This is a genomic window from Coxiella-like endosymbiont (assembly GCF_030643785.1).
In the GTDB taxonomy this organism is placed as follows: Bacteria; Pseudomonadota; Gammaproteobacteria; order Coxiellales; family Coxiellaceae; genus Coxiella.
This window is the reverse complement of record NZ_CP094378.1, coordinates 1,015,096-1,034,133: the sequence shown is the minus strand read 5'-3', so window position 1 is coordinate 1,034,133 and position 19,038 is coordinate 1,015,096. Positions and strand designations below refer to the sequence as shown.

Here is a 19,038-nt window from a genome sequence, read left to right as displayed (position 1 = left end):
TGATTACCGATGCAATTAGTTCTGAGATGGGGAGAAACTATATCCGTACAATCTTTTCAAGAGGCTGAAAGACAAACTCCCTCATCAACTGACTTGTCCCAACTGAGACCTCCTAAAAAGGCTTCGCCGGAAAAAATGTGCTATTGAATAAAGCAAGCAAAGCAGCTTCTCAGGATACCATTCTGAATAAACCTGCGGTTAAGGAGGTCGTGCCTTCGACGGCCACAATGTCTCTTTCAAATAGTGATGATGTTTTAGCTTCAGCTCCTACCTCGTTGGATCGGGCTTCTGTGAGCAGCCTGAAAGGAAAGTTGGCACAACTTAATCAGAATAATTTGCAATTTCAGCAACAAACCGATGAACAACTTATTACTCTAAGTAGTAACGTGCAACTTCTTCAACAACAATTACAGAATTTGGAAAAAGCCATGACGTTGCTTAATCAGAAGTTGATTCAGCTAAGATGAGAAAGGATAATCTCTCTGGTGAGAGCGTAGGAGATACAGGGGAGGAGTATGATTACATGAGTAGTTTGGAAAGCATTCCCGCCAAAATCAATTTGGCTCGAATGTATAATGCTATGGAGGATCAGGAGACAGCACGAAGGGTGTTAAAAGAGGTTCTTCAAAGTGGAAACAAAGAGCAGAAAAAGGAATCGAGAGAACTTTTGAAAGAGCTCTCCCTATCAGGACTTAGATCATGGCTCGTATTGCTTTAGGCATCCGTTATGATGGATCTGCCTATCACGGCTGGCAAATTCAAGAAGAGCTTAGAACGGTCCAAGGAGAAGTGGAAAAAGCGTTATCGGCAGTAGCTAATCATCCTGTTTCTTTGGTTTGTGCGGGTCGAACTGACACTGGAGTACATGCGAGTGGACAAGTGGCGCATTTTGATACCACTTCTTATCGCAGTGAACACGCTTGGGTTTTTGGTGCTAATAGTAAACTTTCTCCTGACATTAGTATCTTATGGGCTAAGGAAGTAGATGAGAATTTTCATGCTCGATTTTCTGCTCAAGCGAGACGATACCACTATGTAATTTATAATCATGAAATTCGGCCCGGCATTCTACGCAAGGCGGTAGGTTGGCATTACCGGCCTTTGGATGAAAACCGAATGAGAAAGGCTGTGCAATGTTTCATAGGTGAGCACGATTTTCGGTCTTTCCAAGGAGCTGGCTGCCAATCACAAACTTCGGTGCGCACTATCTTTCAGATTGAAATTTTTCGAATTCGGCGTATGGTAGTTATCGAGGTGCAAGGCAATGCTTTTTTGCTGCATATGGTGCGCAATATTGTAGGAGTATTGGTTGCTATTGGCAGTGGAGAGAAAACCCAAGAATGGGCGGAAGTTGTCTTAAAAGCTAAAGATCGTCGTCAAGGAGGAATAACGGTGTCGCCGAATGGATTGTATTTGGTAGAAGTGATCTATCCTCGAGAATTTAGCTTACCTCAGATCCCGCTGGGGCCGTTTTTGCCTTAATTAACTAAGGTTCAGATAAAATGAATTGGTTTATAAAATTGTTGCCCCGAATTTCTACACCTACAAAAAAGGGGTGCCGGAGGGAATTTGGGATAAATGCCCTTCCTGTATGGCGGTTCTTTATCGTGCCGAGTTAGAGCGGAATTTAGAAGTTTGTCCTAAGTGTAACTATCACATTCGCATTAATGCTCGAAAACGGCTAATGCAATTTTTAGATGAGGAGGGACAACAAGAAATAGGGGAAAACATCATACCAACTGATCGCCTTAAATTCCGTGATTCAAAGAAATACAAAGATCGGCTTAATGCTGCTCAGAAAGCAGCCAGAGAGAAAGAAGCCCTGATCGTGTATAAAGGCAATCTCTATACCATTCCCATTGTTGCTGCTGGGTTTGATTTTACTTTTATCGGGGGCTCGATGGGCGTTGCCGTGGGTGAGCGATTTGTAAAGGGCGCAGAGACAGCCATGGATGAAGAAAGGCCATTTATTTGTTTTTCAACGAGCGGAGGAGCTCGAATGCAGGAAGGGCTCTTTTCCTTATTTCAAATGGCTAAGACGGGTGCTGTATTGGTACAGTTAGCTAAACAGCAAATTCCATTTGTTTCAGTATTAGCGGACCCCACTATGGGAGGGGTTTCTGCCAGCTTAGCCATGTTAGGTGACATTATCATTGCTGAACCTAATGCATTGATTGGATTTTCTGGCCCCCGCGTAATTGAGCAAACTATTCGAGAAACCCTCCCGGAAGGATTTCAACGCAGCGAATTTTTATTAGAGCATGGGGCCATTGATATGGTAGTGGATCGTCGCGAATTGAGACCGACCGTGGCATCTCTAATTGCCAAATTAACCCACCGATCTCAGCCGGATGTGGAGTCCGTAGAAACAATTTAATCTAAATCTCTTTAGATTAATTGTCAGAACTCACCTGACGCAAGTATAGTAATTAGGGCTCCCAAACAGGAGAAGTAAAATGACAACTCCGCGAGATATGAACGATTGGCTGGATTATATTAATACACTTCATTTTCGTGAAATTGATTTAGGTTTATCGCGGGTTATCCATGTGGCAAAAAAATTAGGGTTGACTACTTTTTCATGCCCCGTCATCACTGTAGCAGGAACAAATGGCAAAGGGTCTGTAATTAAATCCATTGAAAGTATTTATCTTGCTGCTGGCTATCAAGTAGCCGCTTATACCTCACCCCATTTATTATGTTTTAATGAACGTTTGCGTTTTAATGGCGAACCAATGCTTGATAGGGATTTTATTGAAGCTTTTACGTTTATTGAAGAAAATCGTGATCAGGAACCTCTTAGCTTTTTTGAATTCACCACTTTAGCCTGCTTTTATATTTGTAAAAAATTAACCTTGGATATTCTCTTATTAGAAGTAGGATTTGGGGGACGGTTAGATGCTGTCAATATCGTTGATCCAGACATCACGGTAATTACCACAATTGATATAGATCACACAGATTGGTTAGGAAGTGATCGAGAGTCTATTGGATGGGAAAAAGCAGGAATTTTTCGGACACACCGCCCGGTGATTTGTGGTGACCCTCACCCGCCGAAGAGCCTTCTTGAAGTGGCTCAACTCTTGCAAGCCCCCGTTTTCCAGTTTATGAAAGACTTCTCAATAATCGAATATGAAAAAACGTGGAAGTGGCAAGGACCTAAAATTAATTACGATGCTTTACCCTTACCTCAATTAAAAATTCAAAATGTAGCCACCAGCTTGATGGTAATAACTCGCTTACAAAATCGCCTGCCTGTAAAGAAATTGGCTATTGTAGCTGGTATTCAAAAAGCTACTCTACCTGGTCGTTTTGAGAGAGTGGAAAAGCCCGTTTCTGTTATTTTTGATGTGGCACATAATCCGCAATCGGCCCATTATTTAGCAGAACAGCTTTGTTGTTCCCCTCATTTAGGGAGAACGTTTGCAGTGGCGGGAATGTTAAAAGATAAAAATATTTCAGGCACTTTCTCTCCCCTGCTTTCCTGTATTGATCGTTGGTATGTAGGTGACCTATCAGGAATACGCGGTGCTTTAGGTAAAAAATTGGCGGAAACTTTGAAGACAGAAGGTGTTGAAAATTGTTATAATTTTACTTCGATTAACGAAGCGTTTGAAAAAGCAATTGCGCAGTGTAAAGAGCAGGATAGCATCGTAGTTTTTGGTTCGTTTTATACAGTGGCTATAGCTAAACAATTTCTTTCCCGAGTCCAGAATCATGGAAATTAAAATTAAACAACGATTAATTGGAGCGGTAGTTATTCTTGCTGTAGGAACAATTTTTTTGCCGTTGTTATTTCATAACCCCTATCCAACCACCAGTTTATCAATGGTGACGACAGTTCCGAAAGCACCAGATAAACTTGAAATGCAATTGCAATTGTCAGAGTCTACAATGCTACAAGAGAAGGCAATTTCAAAGGCAATTCCTATTCCTTCCAAGTCAATTGCCACAGAATCAAAAGAAAAGACTATCCCCTCGACTTCACAATCAGCCAAGGTACCGTTCTCTACGGTTTCGTCAGAATCCCCTAGAAAATCTAAAGCCTTTACCATCTCAAAAACTAAAGTTTTATCTACTCAACACCATGAATTTAATGTTGCTAAAAAAGCTTCAGAAATTAAGGAAAAAGTAGCCATAAAAAAACTTCGTTCGTCGGATAATTTATTGTTATCCAGGACTCCTAAGGCTTGGGTAATTCAAGTGGCCAGTTTTGTAAATCAAGACAATGCAAAACGATTGCTTAAACAATTGCAAGCGAGCGGATTTGATGCTTATACTCGTCAGAGTAACGAAGGAAAAGAAGTCAGCCGTATTTTTGTAGGTCCTCTAATTGATTACGCTAAAATTATTGAACTCCAGAAAGAGTTAAAACAAAAATTGCATTTAAAGGGTGTTATTAAACAATATCAAATGGTTTATAGATAATTTTAATTAAATAGGCGCTGAAATGAATTTTAATATTTTTTCACATTTTAATTGGGTCGATTTCACAATTATTGGAATTATTGTTTTCTCGATTATTATTAGTTTTTTTCGTGGTTTCGTACGAGAAGCTATTTTATTGGTAATATGGATTGGAGCCATCGTTATTGTTTTTAAATTTTCAGAACCTGTTCAAATTCATTTGCGCCCGTGGATTAATTCGGATTCTCTTCGGTATGCGGCCGCTTTTGGGATTTTACTTTTAGCTGTTTTTATTTTTGGAATTTTTATTAATTTGATTGTACATGCGCTCGTAAAAAAAACAGGACTTACTATTACCGATCGCTTGTTGGGTATTTTTTTTGGAGCAGCACGTGGTTTTCTTATCGTTGCTGTTTTTCTCATGTTTGTTAGTGTGGGTAATATCAAGGACGGAACGGCGGTTGGCCAATCGCAATTAGCGTCTAAATTTGAACCGATAGTAACTTGGCTAAATCAGTTTTTACCTTGTCAGCTTAAAAATATTTTTCAATGGTTGGTAGAACCACCTCAAACCGAAATTAATAGAGGTGATATGTAATATGTGGTATTGTCGGTATTATTTCTCATAACCAAATAAATCAAAGCAATTTATAATTCGTTGACCATTTTACAACACGCGGGCAAAATGTAGCTGGCATTATGACAAGTGATGGAGAGCAGATTTTTTTACGAAAATCAAATGGATTAGTTCGTGACGTAATTCATGAATCTCATATGCTCCGCCTCTTGGGAAATATGGGAATCAGACATGTTCATTATTCTACGGCAGGAACGGAGAGCCCTGCCGAATCGCAACCTTTTTATGTAAATTCTCCTTGTAGATTGATTCTCCTTGCGGATTGAGTTTAGTTCATAATAGGAATTTAGTGAATGTTAAAGAATTGATGAATGATTTAATACGTACAGATTTGCGCCATTTAAATACTACTTCGGATTCGGAAATTTTACTCAACATAATGGCCTATGAATTATAGCGTTCTGGACGTGCACCTTTCTTCCAAGCAATTTTAAAGCGATGACTAAAGTATGTAAGTGAGTCAAAGGAGGCGTTTTTTTGCCGTCATAATTTTTTTGCCGTCATAATTATTAATGGTTAATGGTGTAGTGGTGGGTTTTCGCGATCCTCACGACATTTGGCCATTAGTGTATGGCAAAAGAGATAACGAAAATGGTTCGGAATTCATGTTAACTTCAGAAAGTATTGCTTTAGATGCATTGGGCTTTGAACTGTTGGGTGATTGTTTGGTCCTAGCAGGATTATTTATTTTGATCGAGAAGGACAAATTCACCGAGAGCAATGTGCTAAAATGGTTAGTCATTCAACTTGTATTTTTGAGTATATTTATTTAGGCGTCCCGATTGTATTATTGATAATGTACCTGTATATCATCAGGCTTGGGTCGACATATGTAAAAGCTTGGATGAAAAGATTTTATGAAAGCAGCCGGATCATCATGATATTGATGTAATAATTCCAATTCCTGACACGAGTCGTAATGCTATCCATGCTTTAGCGCAGGTTTTAAAAATTCCTTTTCAAAAGAAATCATTTGAAATTCGTTATTCTAATGTGTGTGGAATTGATATGTCTACAGTTCCAGAATTAATCGCACACGAAAAATCAGTTGATAACATTCGAAAATCAATTGATGCAGATTGGTTAATATGTCAAGATTTTCCAGATATTTATCGGGCGGTGAACGATGCAGTAATATGATGCAATAATATTGGGGAAGCTAAACATTGAACGATTCGAAGATTTTGTTTTTACTGGAGACTACATTGCTGGTAAAATTACTAAAACCCATTTGGATGAATTATTTGGATGAATCAGCTGAATTACGTAATGAGATCGTTAAAGTAAAAAACGAATTGTTAGTAAAAAAATAAGTTATGAATGAATTACTATCAGAACTATTTTTTACATTTTATTTAATATTAGTGATTCTTATTTTTTCGTTTAGTGTATTTATTAAACGTCACGATTACACTCGCAAAGAAAATTCTTGTTTGCATGTTCGAAAAACCTTAGTCCGCTGACATTTATATTCCTCAATGTACTTTTCTTCGGTGATTATATTTCGAAGCAATGTAATCAAGAGCACTGGGAAATGCTGGTGTGTTACTTTGCGAGGGAAAGAAATTCTTAATAGCCGAACGCCACTTGGGAAAACACCTGATCAGTGTCGGTTGAATTGGGTTTACGAATTGTATTGTAGAATGCAATAAAAGGATGATTTATGAAAACTTGAATTATTGTAGCTAAATGCTAGTACCGAATGCTAATATGTCAGATTTCGCATCATGTGTTCCTGTATACCGACATAGTAACTACTGCGGTTTAATTAAAGTCAAGTCCCAAAAAAGAAGCTTTTAGGATACTTGCCTGAAAAGCTCCATTTGGCCTTACAACTGGAGGAGTTCCGATCCCCAATCGGAGCAGTTTTATATTCGCGTATGGCTTATAAACAGGGTTACGGATGAAGTTAATAGGTTGTCCCAGCAAAACCGAGTAAAACAGCAGGTCGGTGTGTGGGCCGTGCTTATTAAGAGAAGCTAATTTAGTAGCAGATTGTGTATCTGCTATGCAAACAGCAAGCCCCCACAGATTTCCCGTCTCAATTAAAACTCGAATAGAGATAGATGATTGTGACGATTATTCGCACTTACATAATTTTGTAAAAACCGTGGCGAGCGCTGGTTCTCGTATTTTTATTATCCACGCATAAAACTTGGTTAAAAGGATTAAGTCCAGCCGAAAATCGAACTATCCCTCCATTATGCTACCCCATGGGTTATTGCATTAAGCCGAATTTTCCGGAGTTAGAGGTGTGGGTTATTAACGGAGGTATCAAAACTATCCTCAAAACTATCGAATCCATCAATATAGGGTGATGATTGGCTGAGAAGCCTATGCTAACCCTTTATTGTTTGTTACATTTGATCATTTGTATTTCAATGAAGAACAAAAAGAAACAACGCCAAAAATATATTATTTCGTTACTTACCCCTTGTGTAGCTTGGCAATTGGTTGTTGGAGTGCCTTTATATTTGATGGTACGCTATTTGAAAATGGTTTATTTCATAGACAAAAAACCAGGCAGCGCTAAGAATAAGAAATGGTGACGGCTTTTACATGAAAATACTCGGTTAAAGGTAATAAATGGAAAAGACATTACTGCCATTGAAGACCTTTTACAGTTTGTAAGTCAATAATCCAAAAGAATTATTTTTTTGCCTTTTCGGTATTGGCTACTTTACGTTTAGCGTATTTCTTACGGAACCGTTCGACGCGACCCGCTGTATCAATAATTTTCTGTTGTCCGGTATAAAAGGGGTGGCATTCAGAGCAGATTTCCAGATGAAGATCTCGCTCCAAAGTCGAGCCTATAGAAAAGGTATTCCCGCAACTGCAGGTAACTTTAACTTCTTGATAGTTCGGATGAATTTTTTTTTCATATTCTTTTCTCTAAAACTGAGCGTCGCACTATAACCTAATTTAAACGGGATGACAAGAGAAGCTTCCGCTTTCTTTATAGAAATTTCTCATCTTTCCATGGGACTAGCTCGTTTAGGATAAAAATGGTAATCTAGTATCATAGGAAGAAATTACCAGAAAAGGACAATAAAGGAGAAAAGGACAATAAAGGACAATTTTCGATGTCTGCCATGGATAATTTGCGCTTTGGTAGGTCTTTTCTATTTTTATGCTTATCTTCTCCAAGTTATCCACAGCGTAATAACTTCGCAACTTTTAGCTGCTTATCGATTAAACACCACCTAATTTGGTAATTTAGAAGCGGCTTATTATTATACTTAGTTATATAGGTCGGTTTTTAATAGATTTTGGATCGGCTTTAAAAATTTCTTGTATTGTGGAACTCTGCCTACTAATCAATTTGCTTTTATTACTCGGGTAATTACATCCTTTAGTGTGCATTAGGAGTAGGAGGGAGGGATGTGTGGGGGCACACACCTTGTTGGCTGGATTAGCAAATTACTAGATGGCGACTCGCCAACTATTCTGTACCTATGTATTGGAACTCTTTTAAATTTTTTGTTGTTGTTAATAGGAAACAGGAATTCTATTATTTTTCATAAAGTTCAAGAAGAAAAAGTATTAGTGTCTAGTTTGCGTAAAGGATTACAATGATTATGGGAGTTACTTGATTATGGGAGTTACTTCACGAACGTCAAGTTTGGATTAATTGTATAATTGGTTGTTTGTTATTTATTCTTCTTGCAAACTTTGCCGATTCTTAGGAGGTTTCTTATTTAATGGTTAGTTATCTTATTATTTGCCGAAACCTAGCTGTTGCCGGAACAGTTTCACCTATTTATTTAGGTTGGTTTGTGGAAGCCCCTTTTGAAGGATTAATCTCTGATAGATGATAGTAGGAGCTACATTTTAAGCGATATTATTATCCGTCATTTTATATGTGCCTATTTTATATGTGCCTAATTTAAGCTATCACCCGCTGCTTTTAGCGTTATTTTTTTGGGGTGGGGATTATTTGCCAGCATGCAACTTATTGTGTTTTCAGTAAGTCGTGAATTAAGTCCTCCACCCTTAATAGTAATAGCTATTGCCTTAATTAACATGATAGTAGCCTTTTCTGGTGTTTCTATATCTCCTTGATAGGATGGTTATTAAATTCATTCTGGTCTCTATTTATTCCTGACATTACCAATTGGGTTTTGCTATATTGGCTTTCAGCCTAATTATTACTGTATTTTTAACTTTTTATTTAGAAGATACAAATTGTTGGCGCGTTACTGGTTCTGAGCTCGTACACCAAGATGCTTTTATTTGAATTCGCAAAGCGTGAATATCCGTTTTCATTAAATCATTCAAGGCTTCATAAATCATTCGATGACATTCGACGGAATTTTTATTTTTAAAAGCTTTCGCTACGATAGAAATAGTGAAATGTCCTTTACCTTCTTTAGCACCGACATGACCCACGTGATAATGACTTTCGTCGCGTATGGTTAATTTTTCTGGATGAAAAATCTTCATAAGCCGTTCTTGAATGTGAGCAATGCGATCTTCTTGAAGAGACATAGGTTCAATAATTATGGCATAATTTTTTTAAAATGGTAGACGATTACTCGAGCATAAACATTTGCGGTAACATAAGGATCCACTGCGGCCCATTCCTTCGCTGCACTAAGGTTGGCAAATTCCGCGACAATCAAAGAACCTTTAATTCCACCCAAAACAGGATTTTCATTATCTTCATTAAGCAGATGGCCCGCCAGAACAAGACGATTTTGTTCTCGAAATTCTTATAATCGTTGTAAATGTGCAGATCGAACGCTCCACCGACGCTCGAATCTGTCTTTTTGGTCTTCAAAATAGATTGCATAATACATAATTAACTATGAGACTTGGTTTTTGGTTGCGAATGACACGCAATGTAGAATGCTTGCCCCAAAATAAAAACTAGGATAAGTCCTAAGGTCCCAAATAGTTTAAAATTTACCCAGATATTGGTGTCATAATTTTACTGGGTAATTTAATGTTTTCTTTAAGCATTCGAGGCATAAGGGTGTGTTTTCCAATAAAATCGCTACCAAGTAAAACCACCGCGAATATCAAATAAACAATGGTGGGTTTCCATTTGATAAAAATGGCTTTGTAGAAAGTGAGAGTAAAGGTTCCCAATAATAAAATGAAAATTAGAGTAATAACATGAAATTTTTAAAAGCGACGAAAGTCCAGCTAATAAGCACCAACTTGTAAAACGGAGGCAATCATAGCTATAGCGGTAGTGGTGTAAATTCTCGAGAGCTTATTATAGGAAATGAAAAAGAAAATACTTGGAAAGTAACCGAAAAGGAAATGCATTAAAAAATTATTCCTTTCTGCTTTGCTAAAAGCAATAATATATTAGTATTAATTATACTATTATTATTAATCTATGTCGACAATCCGAATACATCCTGACAATCCACAGTCTCGCTTAATTAGACAGGCGGTAGCCACTCTCGAGGAAGGTGGAGTGATTATTTATCCCACTAATTCGGGTTATGGATTGGGGTGTGGCTTGAGGAATAAATTCGGAGCGGAGCAAGTACGTCGTTTAGGACAGCTGAATAAAGCTCATCTTTTTACTTTAATTTGCCGCGATCTTTCTGAGATTGCCAATTATGCTCGCATCGATAACCCTACTTTCCGATTTTTAAAAGCTCATACGCCAGGTTCTTATACCTTTATTCTACTAGCTACGCGAGAAATACCGCGTCAGATGTTACATTCCAAACGAAAAACAATCGGTATCCGACTGCCAGGACATCCCATTGTCCAGGCTTTATTGCAGTCTTTTCAAAAACCTTTAATGAATGTCACGCTTACTTCTTCCCAAGGCTGGCCATTGCCCAACGTAGTAGAATTAGAAGAAAAATTAGTCGATCAGGTGAATTTGATCATTGACGGAGGATTAACCAGTATAGATCCTTCCACTGTAGTAGATCTTACTGGGGAGATACCGAAGGTGCTTTGCGAAGGCAAAGGAGTGACACGAGTGAAATTTAATTTCTATGACAGCTGACTTTACCTTAACTAAGCCTATCGTCGGTGCAGTTTATTCTTATTTTTCCTTGTAATCTTTATTTGGTGAGCCTCTACCTGTATCTCTAAGAAGGATTAATGAGGTATGACAGCTAAAAACCGAAGCTGATTTACATATTTTAAATATACTTTAAAAAATAATACTTTAAAAAATACTTTAAAAGTGTATCCTGTAAAAGTATTTACGGTGAAACCAAAAAGGAGGAAACCAAAAAAAATTGCTCAAAATTTTTAAAACGCGAGCTTACCTGCCATTACTGCTCATCCTAAAGGAATTTACCAATAATGCGGCCCTTATTATTTCCTAATTGTTTAACTGGATAAACAGAAAAAAATTAGCTTCTTATTATGAAATTTCGCTAGAATAAATAGAAATTATAGGAACTTCATTAGCTTATTTTCATGGAAATACTTTGCAACCTTCACAATTAAATTTGCCCGAATTAAATGATTCTTTTTATAATTCTCGTTACGACAAAAACCTTTGGATACGCACCGGAGGCTACTTTTCTCAGAATAAGGGAGCGCGACCAATTGCAATTCTTAGTGCCGTTGTTAATGAGAGCGGCCGAAACAGGAAGCGCGGCAGTACAACGATTATCTTTTCGTATTATTAGTCATCGAGATATAAACCCCAATGATGTTATTTGGAATTAGCAGGACTTATTTCACCATACCATTGAATTGATTGGTATGGCTTTTGATTGGAATATCATTCGACCAAGTCAAATTGATGATTATCATTACCAGCAGGTAATTCAGGGATACTTACATTCAGGTGGTGTTTTGAACCAAATAACTTTAGCTTTTGAAGCTTTGATGAGCGTTTGGTTGAATTAGCTTCTTTATAACTTAGAACGTTTTATAAAACGGGAAGGATTCTGAGGTAGGGGAACGCGAAGCAGTTCATAAGTTATTAACTTTTAGGAAAGTTTATAACAACCAGGAAAAATGGTTAAGTTTCTTAAAGTAGCGCTTTTGGCTCATTCCAATTCCAATACGTACCTTGTGAGTCATCTACCATCTCACCTCAACATAAGGTATTATTCTTACTAGCGTTTAAGCAATACGAATTAGTATGGAAAATCAAGAAGTTGTCATTCGGTGTCCGACTATGAAATAAAGGTGTCTGGCCAGCGGTTGGTGAAGTTGCCAGAAGACTTATATATTTCCCCCATGCACTTCAGGTATTTCTCGAAGCTTTTGAGGGCCCTCTTGATTTACTTCTTTATTTGATAAAGAAACACAATATCGATATTTTGGATATACCTATTGCAGAAATTACTCGCCAATATATGCAATTTGTAGATCTTATGCGTGAAATGAAAATTGAACTGGCAGCCGAGTATTTAGTAATGGCAGCCATGCTTGCTGAAATAAAATCACGGCTTTTACTGCCCCGTTCAACGATCGAGGAAGAGGAAAGCGATCCTCAAACAAAGCTGGTTTGTTGTTTGCAAGAGTATGAGCGTTATAAAAAGGCAGCTTACAATTTGGATGTGTTACCTCGAATGGAGCGGGACACGTTTATTGCCGACGCTGCAGCTCCTCGGATGAATATTACTGAAGTATATCCGGTGGTAGAATTAACAGAGCTTCTTCGAGCTTTAAATGGCGTATTACAGAGAGCTTCTTTATATCAATCGCATGCTATTACCCGTGAACCTTTATCTATTCGGGAAAGGATGTCGTTCGTTTTGGTGGCAATTCGTAAGGAAAGTTTTATAAGTTTTACGGAATTATTTAGTTTTGAAGAAGGCCGGATCGGTGTTGTCGTTACTTTGATCGCTATTTTAGAATTAATCCGTCAATCTGTAATTGAATTGGTCCAAACCGAACCATTCGGGCTTATTCATATTCGTGCCAGGGGATAAGTAGGATGAGTGAAGTGAAGTGAATCGTAAATACATTTTAGAAGCGGCGTTGTTTGCTTCGCCAGAGCCATTAACTTTGGAGCGACTGCAACAATTATTTGAAAAACAGGATAGACCTTTACCTGCCGAAATTAAAAATTTATTATCCGAACTCAGCGAAGATTACCAAGAGCGTGGCGTAGAGTTGTGTGAAGTGGCTAGCGGTTATCGATTCCAGGCAAAATCAAATCTTGCTCCTTGGTTGCAGCGGTTATGGGAAAAAAACCACCTCGATATTCACGAGCTTTATTAGAAACTCTTGCTTTAGTTGCCTACTGCCAACCCATTTCGCGAGGAGAAATTGAAGAAGTCCGCGGCGTAACAGTGAGTTCGGACATTATGAAAAAATTATTGGATCGTGAGTGGATTAAAGTAGAAGGTTATCGGGACGTCCCAGGGAAACCAGCTCTCTATGTAACCACAAAAGCTTTTTTAGATTATTTTAATTTAAAAAAGATAACTGACCTACCTCCTTTAGAGGAGATGGTGGATTTAGAAGAAAAAGGTACTCAATTAGCAGAACAATTAGCTTCCAAAGAAGAAGAGGATAAAGAAGAAGATAACGAAGACCTTCGCCTCCCTAAAAAAGGCGCGGGTTAATTTTTATGACGGAACGTATCCAAAAAGTTTTAGCCCGAGCGGGCTACGGTTCACGACGTAAAATCGAAAAACTTATTGAAGCAGGACGCATTCAAATTAATAATCGCACTGCAAAATTGGGCGATCGACTCTCCCCAGATGATGTTGTTTATATTGATGGTAAGCTATATCAAATAAGTTCTGCTGAGAAAGTGCGAATTTTACTTTATCACAAGCCGTTGGGGGAAGTATGTACCCGCAAAGATCCCGAGGGTCGACCCACAGTGTTTGAGGCATTACAGCGACTGTTCAGCGGATGCTGGATCAATGTTGGGCGCCTAGATATAAGTACTTCGGGACTATTGCTTTTTACCAATGATGGCGACTTCGCAAACCGTTTGATGCATCCTTCATCTAAGATTGAGCGTGAATATGCCGTACGGATTATTGGTAAGGTTGATGCTGATACAATAAAACGCTTGACCCATGGAGTGAAATTAGAAGATGGAAAAGCGCGTTTTGAAGATATTGTGGATGCAGGCGGGAATGGAAAGAACCATTGGTTCCATGTGGTTGTGGTAGAGGGACGCAACCGATTGGTACACCGATTATGGGAATCCCAAGGAGTTAAAGTCAGTCACCTTATCCGCGTTCGTTTAGGTTCGCTTGTATTACCTAAATCTTTACGCCGGGGTGAATGGAAGGAGTTAGAACCTTCTGAAATTGCAGCCTTACAAAATATCCTTAAAATCTCTATCTAATTTTTCAGTATTTAATTGATTTAAAAACAGCGAATAATCTGACCATGTACTTAATGCTGATAAATCTTTAAATAAATCTTTAAATTGATAGGGAATGTATTTAGGAAAGTTTAATAATCCTTCTTCTGCTATCTTGCTCAATAAATGAATGCTTTGTAAATCTGTTTTTCCTACAAATAAAAGCGAAAGTCGTGATGGATCGACGCTCTGAATGGAAAGACGAATGTAATTGAGAATTAAAACAAATCCTTTAGACTAAAATAAGTCTTTATCGAAAGGACCTTGATAAGGTGTGTTTCCTCGAAAAACACGAACCGTGTTATTATAATTTTCCTCTTCGTTATGGCCTTTGTTAGCGACAATATGATTGGTTATTCTCCAGACCCGTGCAGGATAAGAGGAAAAAGTAAATATCTCAATCAAAATTGCCAAATCTTTATTCAAATCCATTCAGAGTTATACCCAAATGTACCCACCATTCGTGAACCTCGTAAAGTTGCAGAACGCGTTCTCTAAATTTTAGATCCTTACGTAATTTAGTTGTATCAGCAGTGCCAGCAGAAGCATCAGCGATAATATCGTCGCTGACTTTAACATGAATTACTATCTTTGCCGCGAAATATTTTTTAACCGTTGGCTTAAAATCTTTACGGCTTCTTTAGCGGAATATTTATTTTCATCTTTTTTTTGTTAAGAGAGTTGTATCGCCGACGTTTTCTAAGGTTCTACCTACTACTGAGAGATCTTTTAAAGTGGGTGCATTAGCATAAAAAGAATCTTCTGAACTTTTAAAGATCTTGAGAAATTTTCGTAAATTGCTTTGTTCCGCGAGCTTTCAAAAGCTGAATGACATCACGATATTCTCGGCAACGGGGGTTGCATCAAGGTGCTGGACGGCATTATATTTCCCTAATTCATGTTTAATGCGAAGTTCTATGTCATAAAATTCTTGTAATTTTTGATCGGGATCAAAACCGAATTTATTTTTTTAATAATAATCCAAATCAACTGTGGGTAATTTTTTAAATTTGTGTTTAAAGAAATCTTTTTTGACAGTGTAGCTCCATTTGACTGCGTCTAGAATGCAAATAGGATTTTGGGCAACAATAACGAGGTCCGATAATTCGTGGATCTTATTTTAAGCGGGTTTCAGATTTGCCATCATTTATGTTGTTACTGTCTCTATAAATAGCTTTTTTTGCATTAATTTCAGTGTCGACTACTTCCCTGAGTAATTGATTCTTCCGATGTTCGAATCAATCGTTTTAATAGTGGAATTAACACAAAGCTAACCATAGTAAGTATGGAAGTAATTGTGCCATATACCAAAAAGGCGTGGGAGTATATCGACAACGAGCAGATCGGGGAAAGTTGAGCAGGCACCGAGGCTAAAGTGGCCAAACTTCCTGCAATGGCGAAAGCGGCTGATTGGGAGAGGAACCATATTCCCATCATCAACCCTACTAAGCGTGGGGGTGATAGAACAGTGATCATAGCAAGCCCCACAGGCGATAAAAATAATTCCCCGATAGTTTGTAAAAAATAACTTGAAATAAGCCACCAGGGAGAAGTAAGCCCATTAGTACCAAAAAATTGCGTACCAAAAGCTAGCAATAAAAACCCTAAAGCAACGAATAAAACGCCTAATGCAAACTTAGTAGGTATCGAAGGGTTAATTTTTTTCTTGTCAAGACTAATCCATAAGCGACTTAAGAGTGGACTCAAAGCAATTATAAAAAATGGATTAAAAAATTGGGTAAATTCTGCATTAATTTTAAAGCCAAACAAGTGGGTATCCATATTACGATCGGCGAATAACATTAAAGAAGAAAAGGTTTGATTGTAGAGAGCCCAAAAGCCAATAGAAATGGCAATTAAAATAAGGCTTGCCGTCATTTTATTTCGTTGTGCACGTTTCTCTTTGAGAAGGAGATAAACTACGGCAAGGAAGATTAAAAAAGTACCAATAACTACAATCGTGTTAGTTAAAGCTGGAAAATCAAAACAAAGTTGAATAAGAGCAACACTCGCTATAATCCCTAAACATAATACGGTGTTAAATTTGATTTTAGTTGAGAAGCTGTTAAGAGGGCTTTGCGTAGGAAGAGCGCCGCGATTACCTAAACGTTTATGTCCAATGAAGAAGGTAATCATGCCAATAACCATGCCCAATGCAGCGAATAGAAAACCGACATGCCAGCCGTAATAATGAACTACCGCACCGATGAAAATAGGAGGAATAAGTGAACCTACATTAATTCCCATGTAAAAGAGAGTGAAACCCCCATCTCGACGGGGATCATCCCTTCCATAAAGGGTTCCCAGAATACTGGATACATTGGGTTTAAAAAGACCATTAGCCACAACCAGTAGAGCTAATCCAATAAAAAAACCCTGCTGGCTTGGGAGTGCTGTGAGCAGATAGCCGAGTATAAATAAGCAGCTGCCCCATAAAATGGTTTTTTGGAAACCAATATAACGGTCTGCAATAAAACCCCCTAATGGGGGCGTCAAATATAAAAGAGCGCTGAAAGCACCATACAATAAGTCAGCGTGTTGATCTGTAAAATGCAAGGATTGTACTAAATAAAGAATGAGGATAGTGGTTACTGTATAGAAGCCAAATCGTTCCCATAACTCGGTAAAGAATAAAAGATAGAGGCCTTTCGGATGTTTTTCTGTCATTGGTTAACTAGAAGGAAGTCAAACTGAAATGGTGCCATAGAAGAGGCTATGGATCAATTTTAGCCTCTATTCGGGAAGAGGGATTAGCATGAGAATTTAATTCTCTTTTTCAAAATCCGCAATTTTGTTAGGTTTGAGCAGTGTACGCCATAAACCTGGCAAGCAAAATCCACGGGTAATAATTTTCCATGTCACCATCCAGGTGATTTTTACAGTATCAATCAGTGGCTTATAATGGCTCGGGCGAGAATTTTTGGGATAATGAGAATGGATTGGAATGGAGATGGGTAAATAGCCTCGACGGCTGGCTTGAATCAACATTTCGCTTTCAAAAGCAAACCGTTGAGAACGCAGCCTACGCAGGCATTGATAGAGAAAATCACAAGGATAGAGACGATAACCCGATTGGGTATCGATAATACGATGTCCGGCAGCCCAGGAAATGAAGAAATCAGCAATCAGGTTCGCACATCGCCGCGCTTTAGGAGCGCTTTCCGCATTATAGGTTCGCGCGCCGATGATAATATGGTTGGGGTATTCCTCCATTGCTTGAATAAATTTAGGAATGTCATGAGGATCATGTTGGGTATCGGCGTCCATGCAAATAGCGGCACGGACATTTAATTCCTGGAGATGACGAAAACTGCGCATTAAGCTTGCACCTTTACCTTGATTGGTGGCGTTTCTAAGAAGTGTCACAGGCAAATCTTTCAATTGCATTACCGTTTGATCTGTGCTTCCATCATCAACTACGATAACTTTATTGGTAAAAGAAAAAACAGATTCAACAATAGTGCGAATACTGGCTTGTTCATTATAAGCGGGAATAATAATAGCAATATCGGGATAAAGATGTTTCATGATTTTTGTCGAAGTTCAATTAAACAATAAAGAATGTCCAAGGCTTGTTTGGGTGTCAGATCATCGGGGTTGATTTTATTTATTTCCATTAGCAGAGAATTTTCAGATAAAAAAGTTCGTTTTGTTGTAGCATTATTTCTCCTCGGGTTGAATTTTTAAGTTCTTCTAATTTTTGATGCGCCTGATGAATGATAATTCGAGGAACTCGAGCCAATTGAGCAACATGCAACCCATAATTTTTACTGGCAGGACCCTCCTTGAGAGTATGTAAGAAAACAATTTTTTCTTGATGTTCCACGGCATCTAAATAGACATTTCTGACTGCGGGAAATATTTCAGCAGGTCTGGTTAATTCAAAATAATGTGTAGCGAATAAAATGAAAGCTTTTAATTGCGTAGCTATATAAGAAGCACATGCATAAGCAAGCGAAAGACCATCGAATGTATTCGTGCCTTGCCCCACTTCGTCTATTAACACTAAGTTTCGTTCAGTAGCATTATAAAAAAAATAGCCGCTGTTTCCGTCATTTCGACCATGAAGGTCGACGATCGTCCACTAACAGAGAGATCATCTGGAGCACCGATGCGTGTAAAAATAGGATCGATTGGGTCCACACAACAACTTTTTGTAGGTACAAAGCTGCCGATATAAGCGAGTAACACAATTAAAGCAGTTTGTCGCATACAAATAGACTTGCCACCCATATTTGGACCGGTAATTATTAACATTCGCCTTTTGTCATCAAGGCGGGTATCGTTTGGCATAAATGGATCGAGCATTACATTTTCCACCACAGAATGGCGGGGCGACCCTGCTTCAATATGAATGACGGGCTCGTCACAAAATTGTAGAGCGCAATAATTAATTAAGAGTATCCGCGCACGCTCTGCTAAATTATTTAATACATCCAATTTGGCAACGGCCGTTGCGCATTGTTGTAACTGGATTAACTTTTCAATTAACACATCCAATAATTGCTCATAAAGTTCTTTTTCTCGAGCTAAGGCTCGAGAGCGACTACTCAAAACCTTGTCTTCAAAATTTTTTAATTCAGTGGTTTGATATATCGCTCCACATTTTTTAATGTTTGACGGCGAATATATTCAGGAGGTGCTTCTTTTGCCTGTGCCCGTGAAATTTCAATGTAATATCCGTGAATTCGATTATAACCCACTTTTAGTGTATTTATTCTTTTAG

General features: G+C 38.2%; 27 protein-coding genes and 5 pseudogenes. 19 read left to right on the top strand and 13 right to left on the bottom strand.

The window, feature by feature from the left end:
* The first annotated feature begins 143 nt into the window (after positions 1–143).
* The 13 genes and pseudogenes from MRH55_RS05440 (at position 144) to MRH55_RS05385 (ending at position 7,593) form a co-directional block, all read left to right on the top strand.
* Positions 144–467: a hypothetical protein gene (locus MRH55_RS05440; protein ID WP_304985225.1), complete on the top strand. Its 324-nt coding sequence runs from the start codon at positions 144–146 to the stop codon at positions 465–467.
* Entirely contained in the window at positions 464–718 is a 255-nt protein-coding gene (locus tag MRH55_RS07855) for a FimV/HubP family polar landmark protein (protein WP_369421055.1), read from the top strand. Before MRH55_RS05440 ends, MRH55_RS07855 begins: the two co-directional genes overlap by 4 nt.
* Positions 700–1,482: a tRNA pseudouridine(38-40) synthase TruA gene (gene truA / locus MRH55_RS05435; protein WP_304985224.1), complete on the top strand. Its 783-nt coding sequence runs from the start codon at positions 700–702 to the stop codon at positions 1,480–1,482. The genes MRH55_RS07855 and truA overlap by 19 nt, the downstream gene beginning before the upstream one ends.
* Positions 1,483–1,502: 20 nt before the next feature.
* Positions 1,503–2,377, top strand: a pseudogene (accD, locus tag MRH55_RS05430) (acetyl-CoA carboxylase, carboxyltransferase subunit beta).
* A gap of 79 nt (positions 2,378–2,456) precedes the next feature.
* Entirely contained in the window at positions 2,457–3,728 is a 1,272-nt protein-coding gene (folC, locus tag MRH55_RS05425) for a bifunctional tetrahydrofolate synthase/dihydrofolate synthase (RefSeq protein WP_304985223.1), read from the top strand.
* Positions 3,718–4,428, top strand: coding sequence for an SPOR domain-containing protein (locus MRH55_RS05420; RefSeq protein ID WP_304985222.1), 711 nt, complete (start codon positions 3,718–3,720; stop codon positions 4,426–4,428). The genes folC and MRH55_RS05420 overlap by 11 nt, the downstream gene beginning before the upstream one ends.
* A 22-nt stretch (positions 4,429–4,450) precedes the next feature.
* The gene (locus tag MRH55_RS05415; protein ID WP_304985221.1) at positions 4,451–5,005 is read left to right on the top strand and encodes a CvpA family protein; all 555 of its coding nucleotides are present in this window, start codon (positions 4,451–4,453) and stop codon (positions 5,003–5,005) included.
* A 101-nt stretch (positions 5,006–5,106) separates the two neighbouring features.
* On the top strand, positions 5,107–5,310 hold the full coding sequence (locus MRH55_RS05410) for a hypothetical protein (protein ID WP_304985220.1): 204 nt from the start codon (positions 5,107–5,109) through the stop codon (positions 5,308–5,310).
* 246 nt (positions 5,311–5,556) lie between these two features.
* Positions 5,557–5,817, top strand: a complete 261-nt coding sequence (locus MRH55_RS05405) for a hypothetical protein (RefSeq protein WP_304985219.1) — start codon at positions 5,557–5,559, stop codon at positions 5,815–5,817.
* 393 nt (positions 5,818–6,210) lie between these two features.
* Positions 6,211–6,357, top strand: coding sequence for a hypothetical protein (locus MRH55_RS05400; protein WP_304985218.1), 147 nt, complete (start codon positions 6,211–6,213; stop codon positions 6,355–6,357).
* A gap of 3 nt (positions 6,358–6,360) precedes the next feature.
* Positions 6,361–6,696, top strand: a pseudogene (locus tag MRH55_RS07850) (thyroglobulin type-1 repeat-containing protein).
* 299 nt (positions 6,697–6,995) lie between these two features.
* The gene (locus MRH55_RS05390) at positions 6,996–7,196 is read left to right on the top strand and encodes a tRNA-dihydrouridine synthase (protein ID WP_304985216.1); all 201 of its coding nucleotides are present in this window, start codon (positions 6,996–6,998) and stop codon (positions 7,194–7,196) included.
* 169 nt (positions 7,197–7,365) lie between these two features.
* Positions 7,366–7,593, top strand: coding sequence for a hypothetical protein (locus MRH55_RS05385; protein WP_304985215.1), 228 nt, complete (start codon positions 7,366–7,368; stop codon positions 7,591–7,593).
* A gap of 100 nt (positions 7,594–7,693) precedes the next feature.
* On the opposite strand, the gene rpmE is transcribed toward MRH55_RS05385, so the two are convergent.
* Entirely contained in the window at positions 7,694–7,915 is a 222-nt protein-coding gene (gene rpmE / locus MRH55_RS05380) for a 50S ribosomal protein L31 (RefSeq protein ID WP_304986148.1), read from the bottom strand.
* 510 nt (positions 7,916–8,425) lie between these two features.
* On the opposite strand from rpmE, the gene MRH55_RS05375 reads away from it, so the two are divergent.
* Positions 8,426–8,620: a hypothetical protein gene (locus tag MRH55_RS05375; protein ID WP_304985214.1), complete on the top strand. Its 195-nt coding sequence runs from the start codon at positions 8,426–8,428 to the stop codon at positions 8,618–8,620.
* Between the two features lie 591 nt (positions 8,621–9,211).
* Here the strand turns inward: MRH55_RS05375 and MRH55_RS05370 are convergent.
* From MRH55_RS05370 to MRH55_RS08070, 3 genes and pseudogenes are all read right to left on the bottom strand, one after another.
* Positions 9,212–9,532 carry a BolA family protein gene (locus MRH55_RS05370; RefSeq protein WP_304985213.1) on the bottom strand — a complete coding sequence of 107 codons (321 nt, stop codon included), beginning with the start codon at positions 9,530–9,532 and terminating at the stop codon, positions 9,212–9,214.
* Positions 9,533–9,543: 11 nt separating this feature from the next.
* Positions 9,544–9,717, bottom strand: coding sequence for a YciI family protein (locus tag MRH55_RS05365; protein ID WP_304986147.1), 174 nt, complete (start codon positions 9,715–9,717; stop codon positions 9,544–9,546).
* A 128-nt stretch (positions 9,718–9,845) separates the two neighbouring features.
* A pseudogene (locus MRH55_RS08070) lies at positions 9,846–10,135 on the bottom strand (septation protein IspZ).
* Positions 10,136–10,391: 256 nt separating this feature from the next.
* On the opposite strand from MRH55_RS08070, the gene MRH55_RS05355 reads away from it, so the two are divergent.
* From MRH55_RS05355 to rluB, 5 genes and pseudogenes are all read left to right on the top strand, one after another.
* Positions 10,392–11,021 carry an L-threonylcarbamoyladenylate synthase gene (locus MRH55_RS05355; RefSeq protein ID WP_304985212.1) on the top strand — a complete coding sequence of 210 codons (630 nt, stop codon included), beginning with the start codon at positions 10,392–10,394 and terminating at the stop codon, positions 11,019–11,021.
* 713 nt (positions 11,022–11,734) lie between these two features.
* Positions 11,735–11,881 carry a hypothetical protein gene (locus MRH55_RS05350; protein ID WP_304985211.1) on the top strand — a complete coding sequence of 49 codons (147 nt, stop codon included), beginning with the start codon at positions 11,735–11,737 and terminating at the stop codon, positions 11,879–11,881.
* Between the two features lie 238 nt (positions 11,882–12,119).
* Positions 12,120–12,915: pseudogene (locus MRH55_RS05345) on the top strand (segregation and condensation protein A).
* A gap of 19 nt (positions 12,916–12,934) precedes the next feature.
* Positions 12,935–13,554: pseudogene (gene scpB / locus MRH55_RS07845) on the top strand (SMC-Scp complex subunit ScpB).
* A gap of 5 nt (positions 13,555–13,559) precedes the next feature.
* Positions 13,560–14,294 carry a 23S rRNA pseudouridine(2605) synthase RluB gene (gene rluB / locus MRH55_RS05330; RefSeq protein WP_304985208.1) on the top strand — a complete coding sequence of 245 codons (735 nt, stop codon included), beginning with the start codon at positions 13,560–13,562 and terminating at the stop codon, positions 14,292–14,294.
* Here rluB and MRH55_RS07840 read toward each other — a convergent pair.
* From MRH55_RS07840 to MRH55_RS05295, 9 genes are all read right to left on the bottom strand, one after another.
* The gene (locus MRH55_RS07840; protein ID WP_369421538.1) at positions 14,265–14,507 is read right to left on the bottom strand and encodes a tyrosine/phenylalanine carboxypeptidase domain-containing protein; all 243 of its coding nucleotides are present in this window, start codon (positions 14,505–14,507) and stop codon (positions 14,265–14,267) included. The two genes, rluB and MRH55_RS07840, sit on opposite strands and share 30 nt — an antisense overlap.
* Before the next feature lie 42 nt (positions 14,508–14,549).
* Entirely contained in the window at positions 14,550–14,744 is a 195-nt protein-coding gene (locus MRH55_RS07835; protein ID WP_369421048.1) for a hypothetical protein, read from the bottom strand.
* Positions 14,731–14,895: a tyrosine/phenylalanine carboxypeptidase domain-containing protein gene (locus MRH55_RS05320; protein WP_304986146.1), complete on the bottom strand. Its 165-nt coding sequence runs from the start codon at positions 14,893–14,895 to the stop codon at positions 14,731–14,733. Before MRH55_RS05320 ends, MRH55_RS07835 begins: the two co-directional genes overlap by 14 nt.
* Positions 14,896–15,503: 608 nt before the next feature.
* A complete protein-coding gene (locus MRH55_RS05315) occupies positions 15,504–16,979 on the bottom strand; it encodes a peptide MFS transporter (protein ID WP_304985207.1) in 1,476 nt (491 codons plus the stop codon).
* Between the two features lie 96 nt (positions 16,980–17,075).
* Positions 17,076–17,840, bottom strand: a complete 765-nt coding sequence (locus MRH55_RS05310) for a glycosyltransferase family 2 protein (RefSeq protein WP_304985206.1) — start codon at positions 17,838–17,840, stop codon at positions 17,076–17,078.
* The gene (locus MRH55_RS08180) at positions 17,837–17,929 is read right to left on the bottom strand and encodes a hypothetical protein (RefSeq protein WP_500784507.1); all 93 of its coding nucleotides are present in this window, start codon (positions 17,927–17,929) and stop codon (positions 17,837–17,839) included. The genes MRH55_RS05310 and MRH55_RS08180 overlap by 4 nt, the downstream gene beginning before the upstream one ends.
* Complete coding sequence (locus MRH55_RS05305) at positions 17,929–18,318, bottom strand: MutS-related protein (protein WP_304985205.1); 390 nt, start codon at positions 18,316–18,318, stop codon at positions 17,929–17,931. Before MRH55_RS05305 ends, MRH55_RS08180 begins: the two co-directional genes overlap by 1 nt.
* On the bottom strand, positions 18,318–18,866 hold the full coding sequence (locus MRH55_RS05300; RefSeq protein ID WP_304985204.1) for a MutS-related protein: 549 nt from the start codon (positions 18,864–18,866) through the stop codon (positions 18,318–18,320). Before MRH55_RS05300 ends, MRH55_RS05305 begins: the two co-directional genes overlap by 1 nt.
* A 20-nt stretch (positions 18,867–18,886) precedes the next feature.
* Complete coding sequence (locus tag MRH55_RS05295) at positions 18,887–19,015, bottom strand: hypothetical protein (protein WP_304985203.1); 129 nt, start codon at positions 19,013–19,015, stop codon at positions 18,887–18,889.
* Positions 19,016–19,038 lie beyond the last annotated feature (23 nt).

Excerpts from the sequence above, each read along its gene's own strand:
- MRH55_RS07855 (WP_369421055.1), top strand. The coding sequence starts at position 464 with ATGAGAAAGGATAATCTCTCTGGTGAGAGCGTAGGAGATACAGGGGAG.
- truA (WP_304985224.1), top strand. The coding sequence starts at position 700 with ATGGCTCGTATTGCTTTAGGCATCCGTTATGATGGATCTGCCTATCAC.
- folC (WP_304985223.1), top strand. The coding sequence starts at position 2,457 with ATGACAACTCCGCGAGATATGAACGATTGGCTGGATTATATTAATACA.
- MRH55_RS05420 (WP_304985222.1), top strand. The coding sequence starts at position 3,718 with ATGGAAATTAAAATTAAACAACGATTAATTGGAGCGGTAGTTATTCTT.
- MRH55_RS05415 (WP_304985221.1), top strand. The coding sequence starts at position 4,451 with ATGAATTTTAATATTTTTTCACATTTTAATTGGGTCGATTTCACAATT.
- MRH55_RS05410 (WP_304985220.1), top strand. The coding sequence starts at position 5,107 with ATGACAAGTGATGGAGAGCAGATTTTTTTACGAAAATCAAATGGATTA.
- MRH55_RS05405 (WP_304985219.1), top strand. The coding sequence starts at position 5,557 with ATGGTTAATGGTGTAGTGGTGGGTTTTCGCGATCCTCACGACATTTGG.
- MRH55_RS05375 (WP_304985214.1), top strand. The coding sequence starts at position 8,426 with ATGTGTGGGGGCACACACCTTGTTGGCTGGATTAGCAAATTACTAGAT.
- MRH55_RS05370 (WP_304985213.1), bottom strand. The coding sequence starts at position 9,532 with ATGTCTCTTCAAGAAGATCGCATTGCTCACATTCAAGAACGGCTTATG.
- MRH55_RS05355 (WP_304985212.1), top strand. The coding sequence starts at position 10,392 with ATGTCGACAATCCGAATACATCCTGACAATCCACAGTCTCGCTTAATT.
- MRH55_RS05350 (WP_304985211.1), top strand. The coding sequence starts at position 11,735 with ATGGCTTTTGATTGGAATATCATTCGACCAAGTCAAATTGATGATTAT.
- rluB (WP_304985208.1), top strand. The coding sequence starts at position 13,560 with ATGACGGAACGTATCCAAAAAGTTTTAGCCCGAGCGGGCTACGGTTCA.
- MRH55_RS07835 (WP_369421048.1), bottom strand. The coding sequence starts at position 14,744 with ATGGATTTGAATAAAGATTTGGCAATTTTGATTGAGATATTTACTTTT.
- MRH55_RS05315 (WP_304985207.1), bottom strand. The coding sequence starts at position 16,979 with ATGACAGAAAAACATCCGAAAGGCCTCTATCTTTTATTCTTTACCGAG.
- MRH55_RS05310 (WP_304985206.1), bottom strand. The coding sequence starts at position 17,840 with ATGAAACATCTTTATCCCGATATTGCTATTATTATTCCCGCTTATAAT.
- MRH55_RS08180 (WP_500784507.1), bottom strand. The coding sequence starts at position 17,929 with ATGGAAATAAATAAAATCAACCCCGATGATCTGACACCCAAACAAGCC.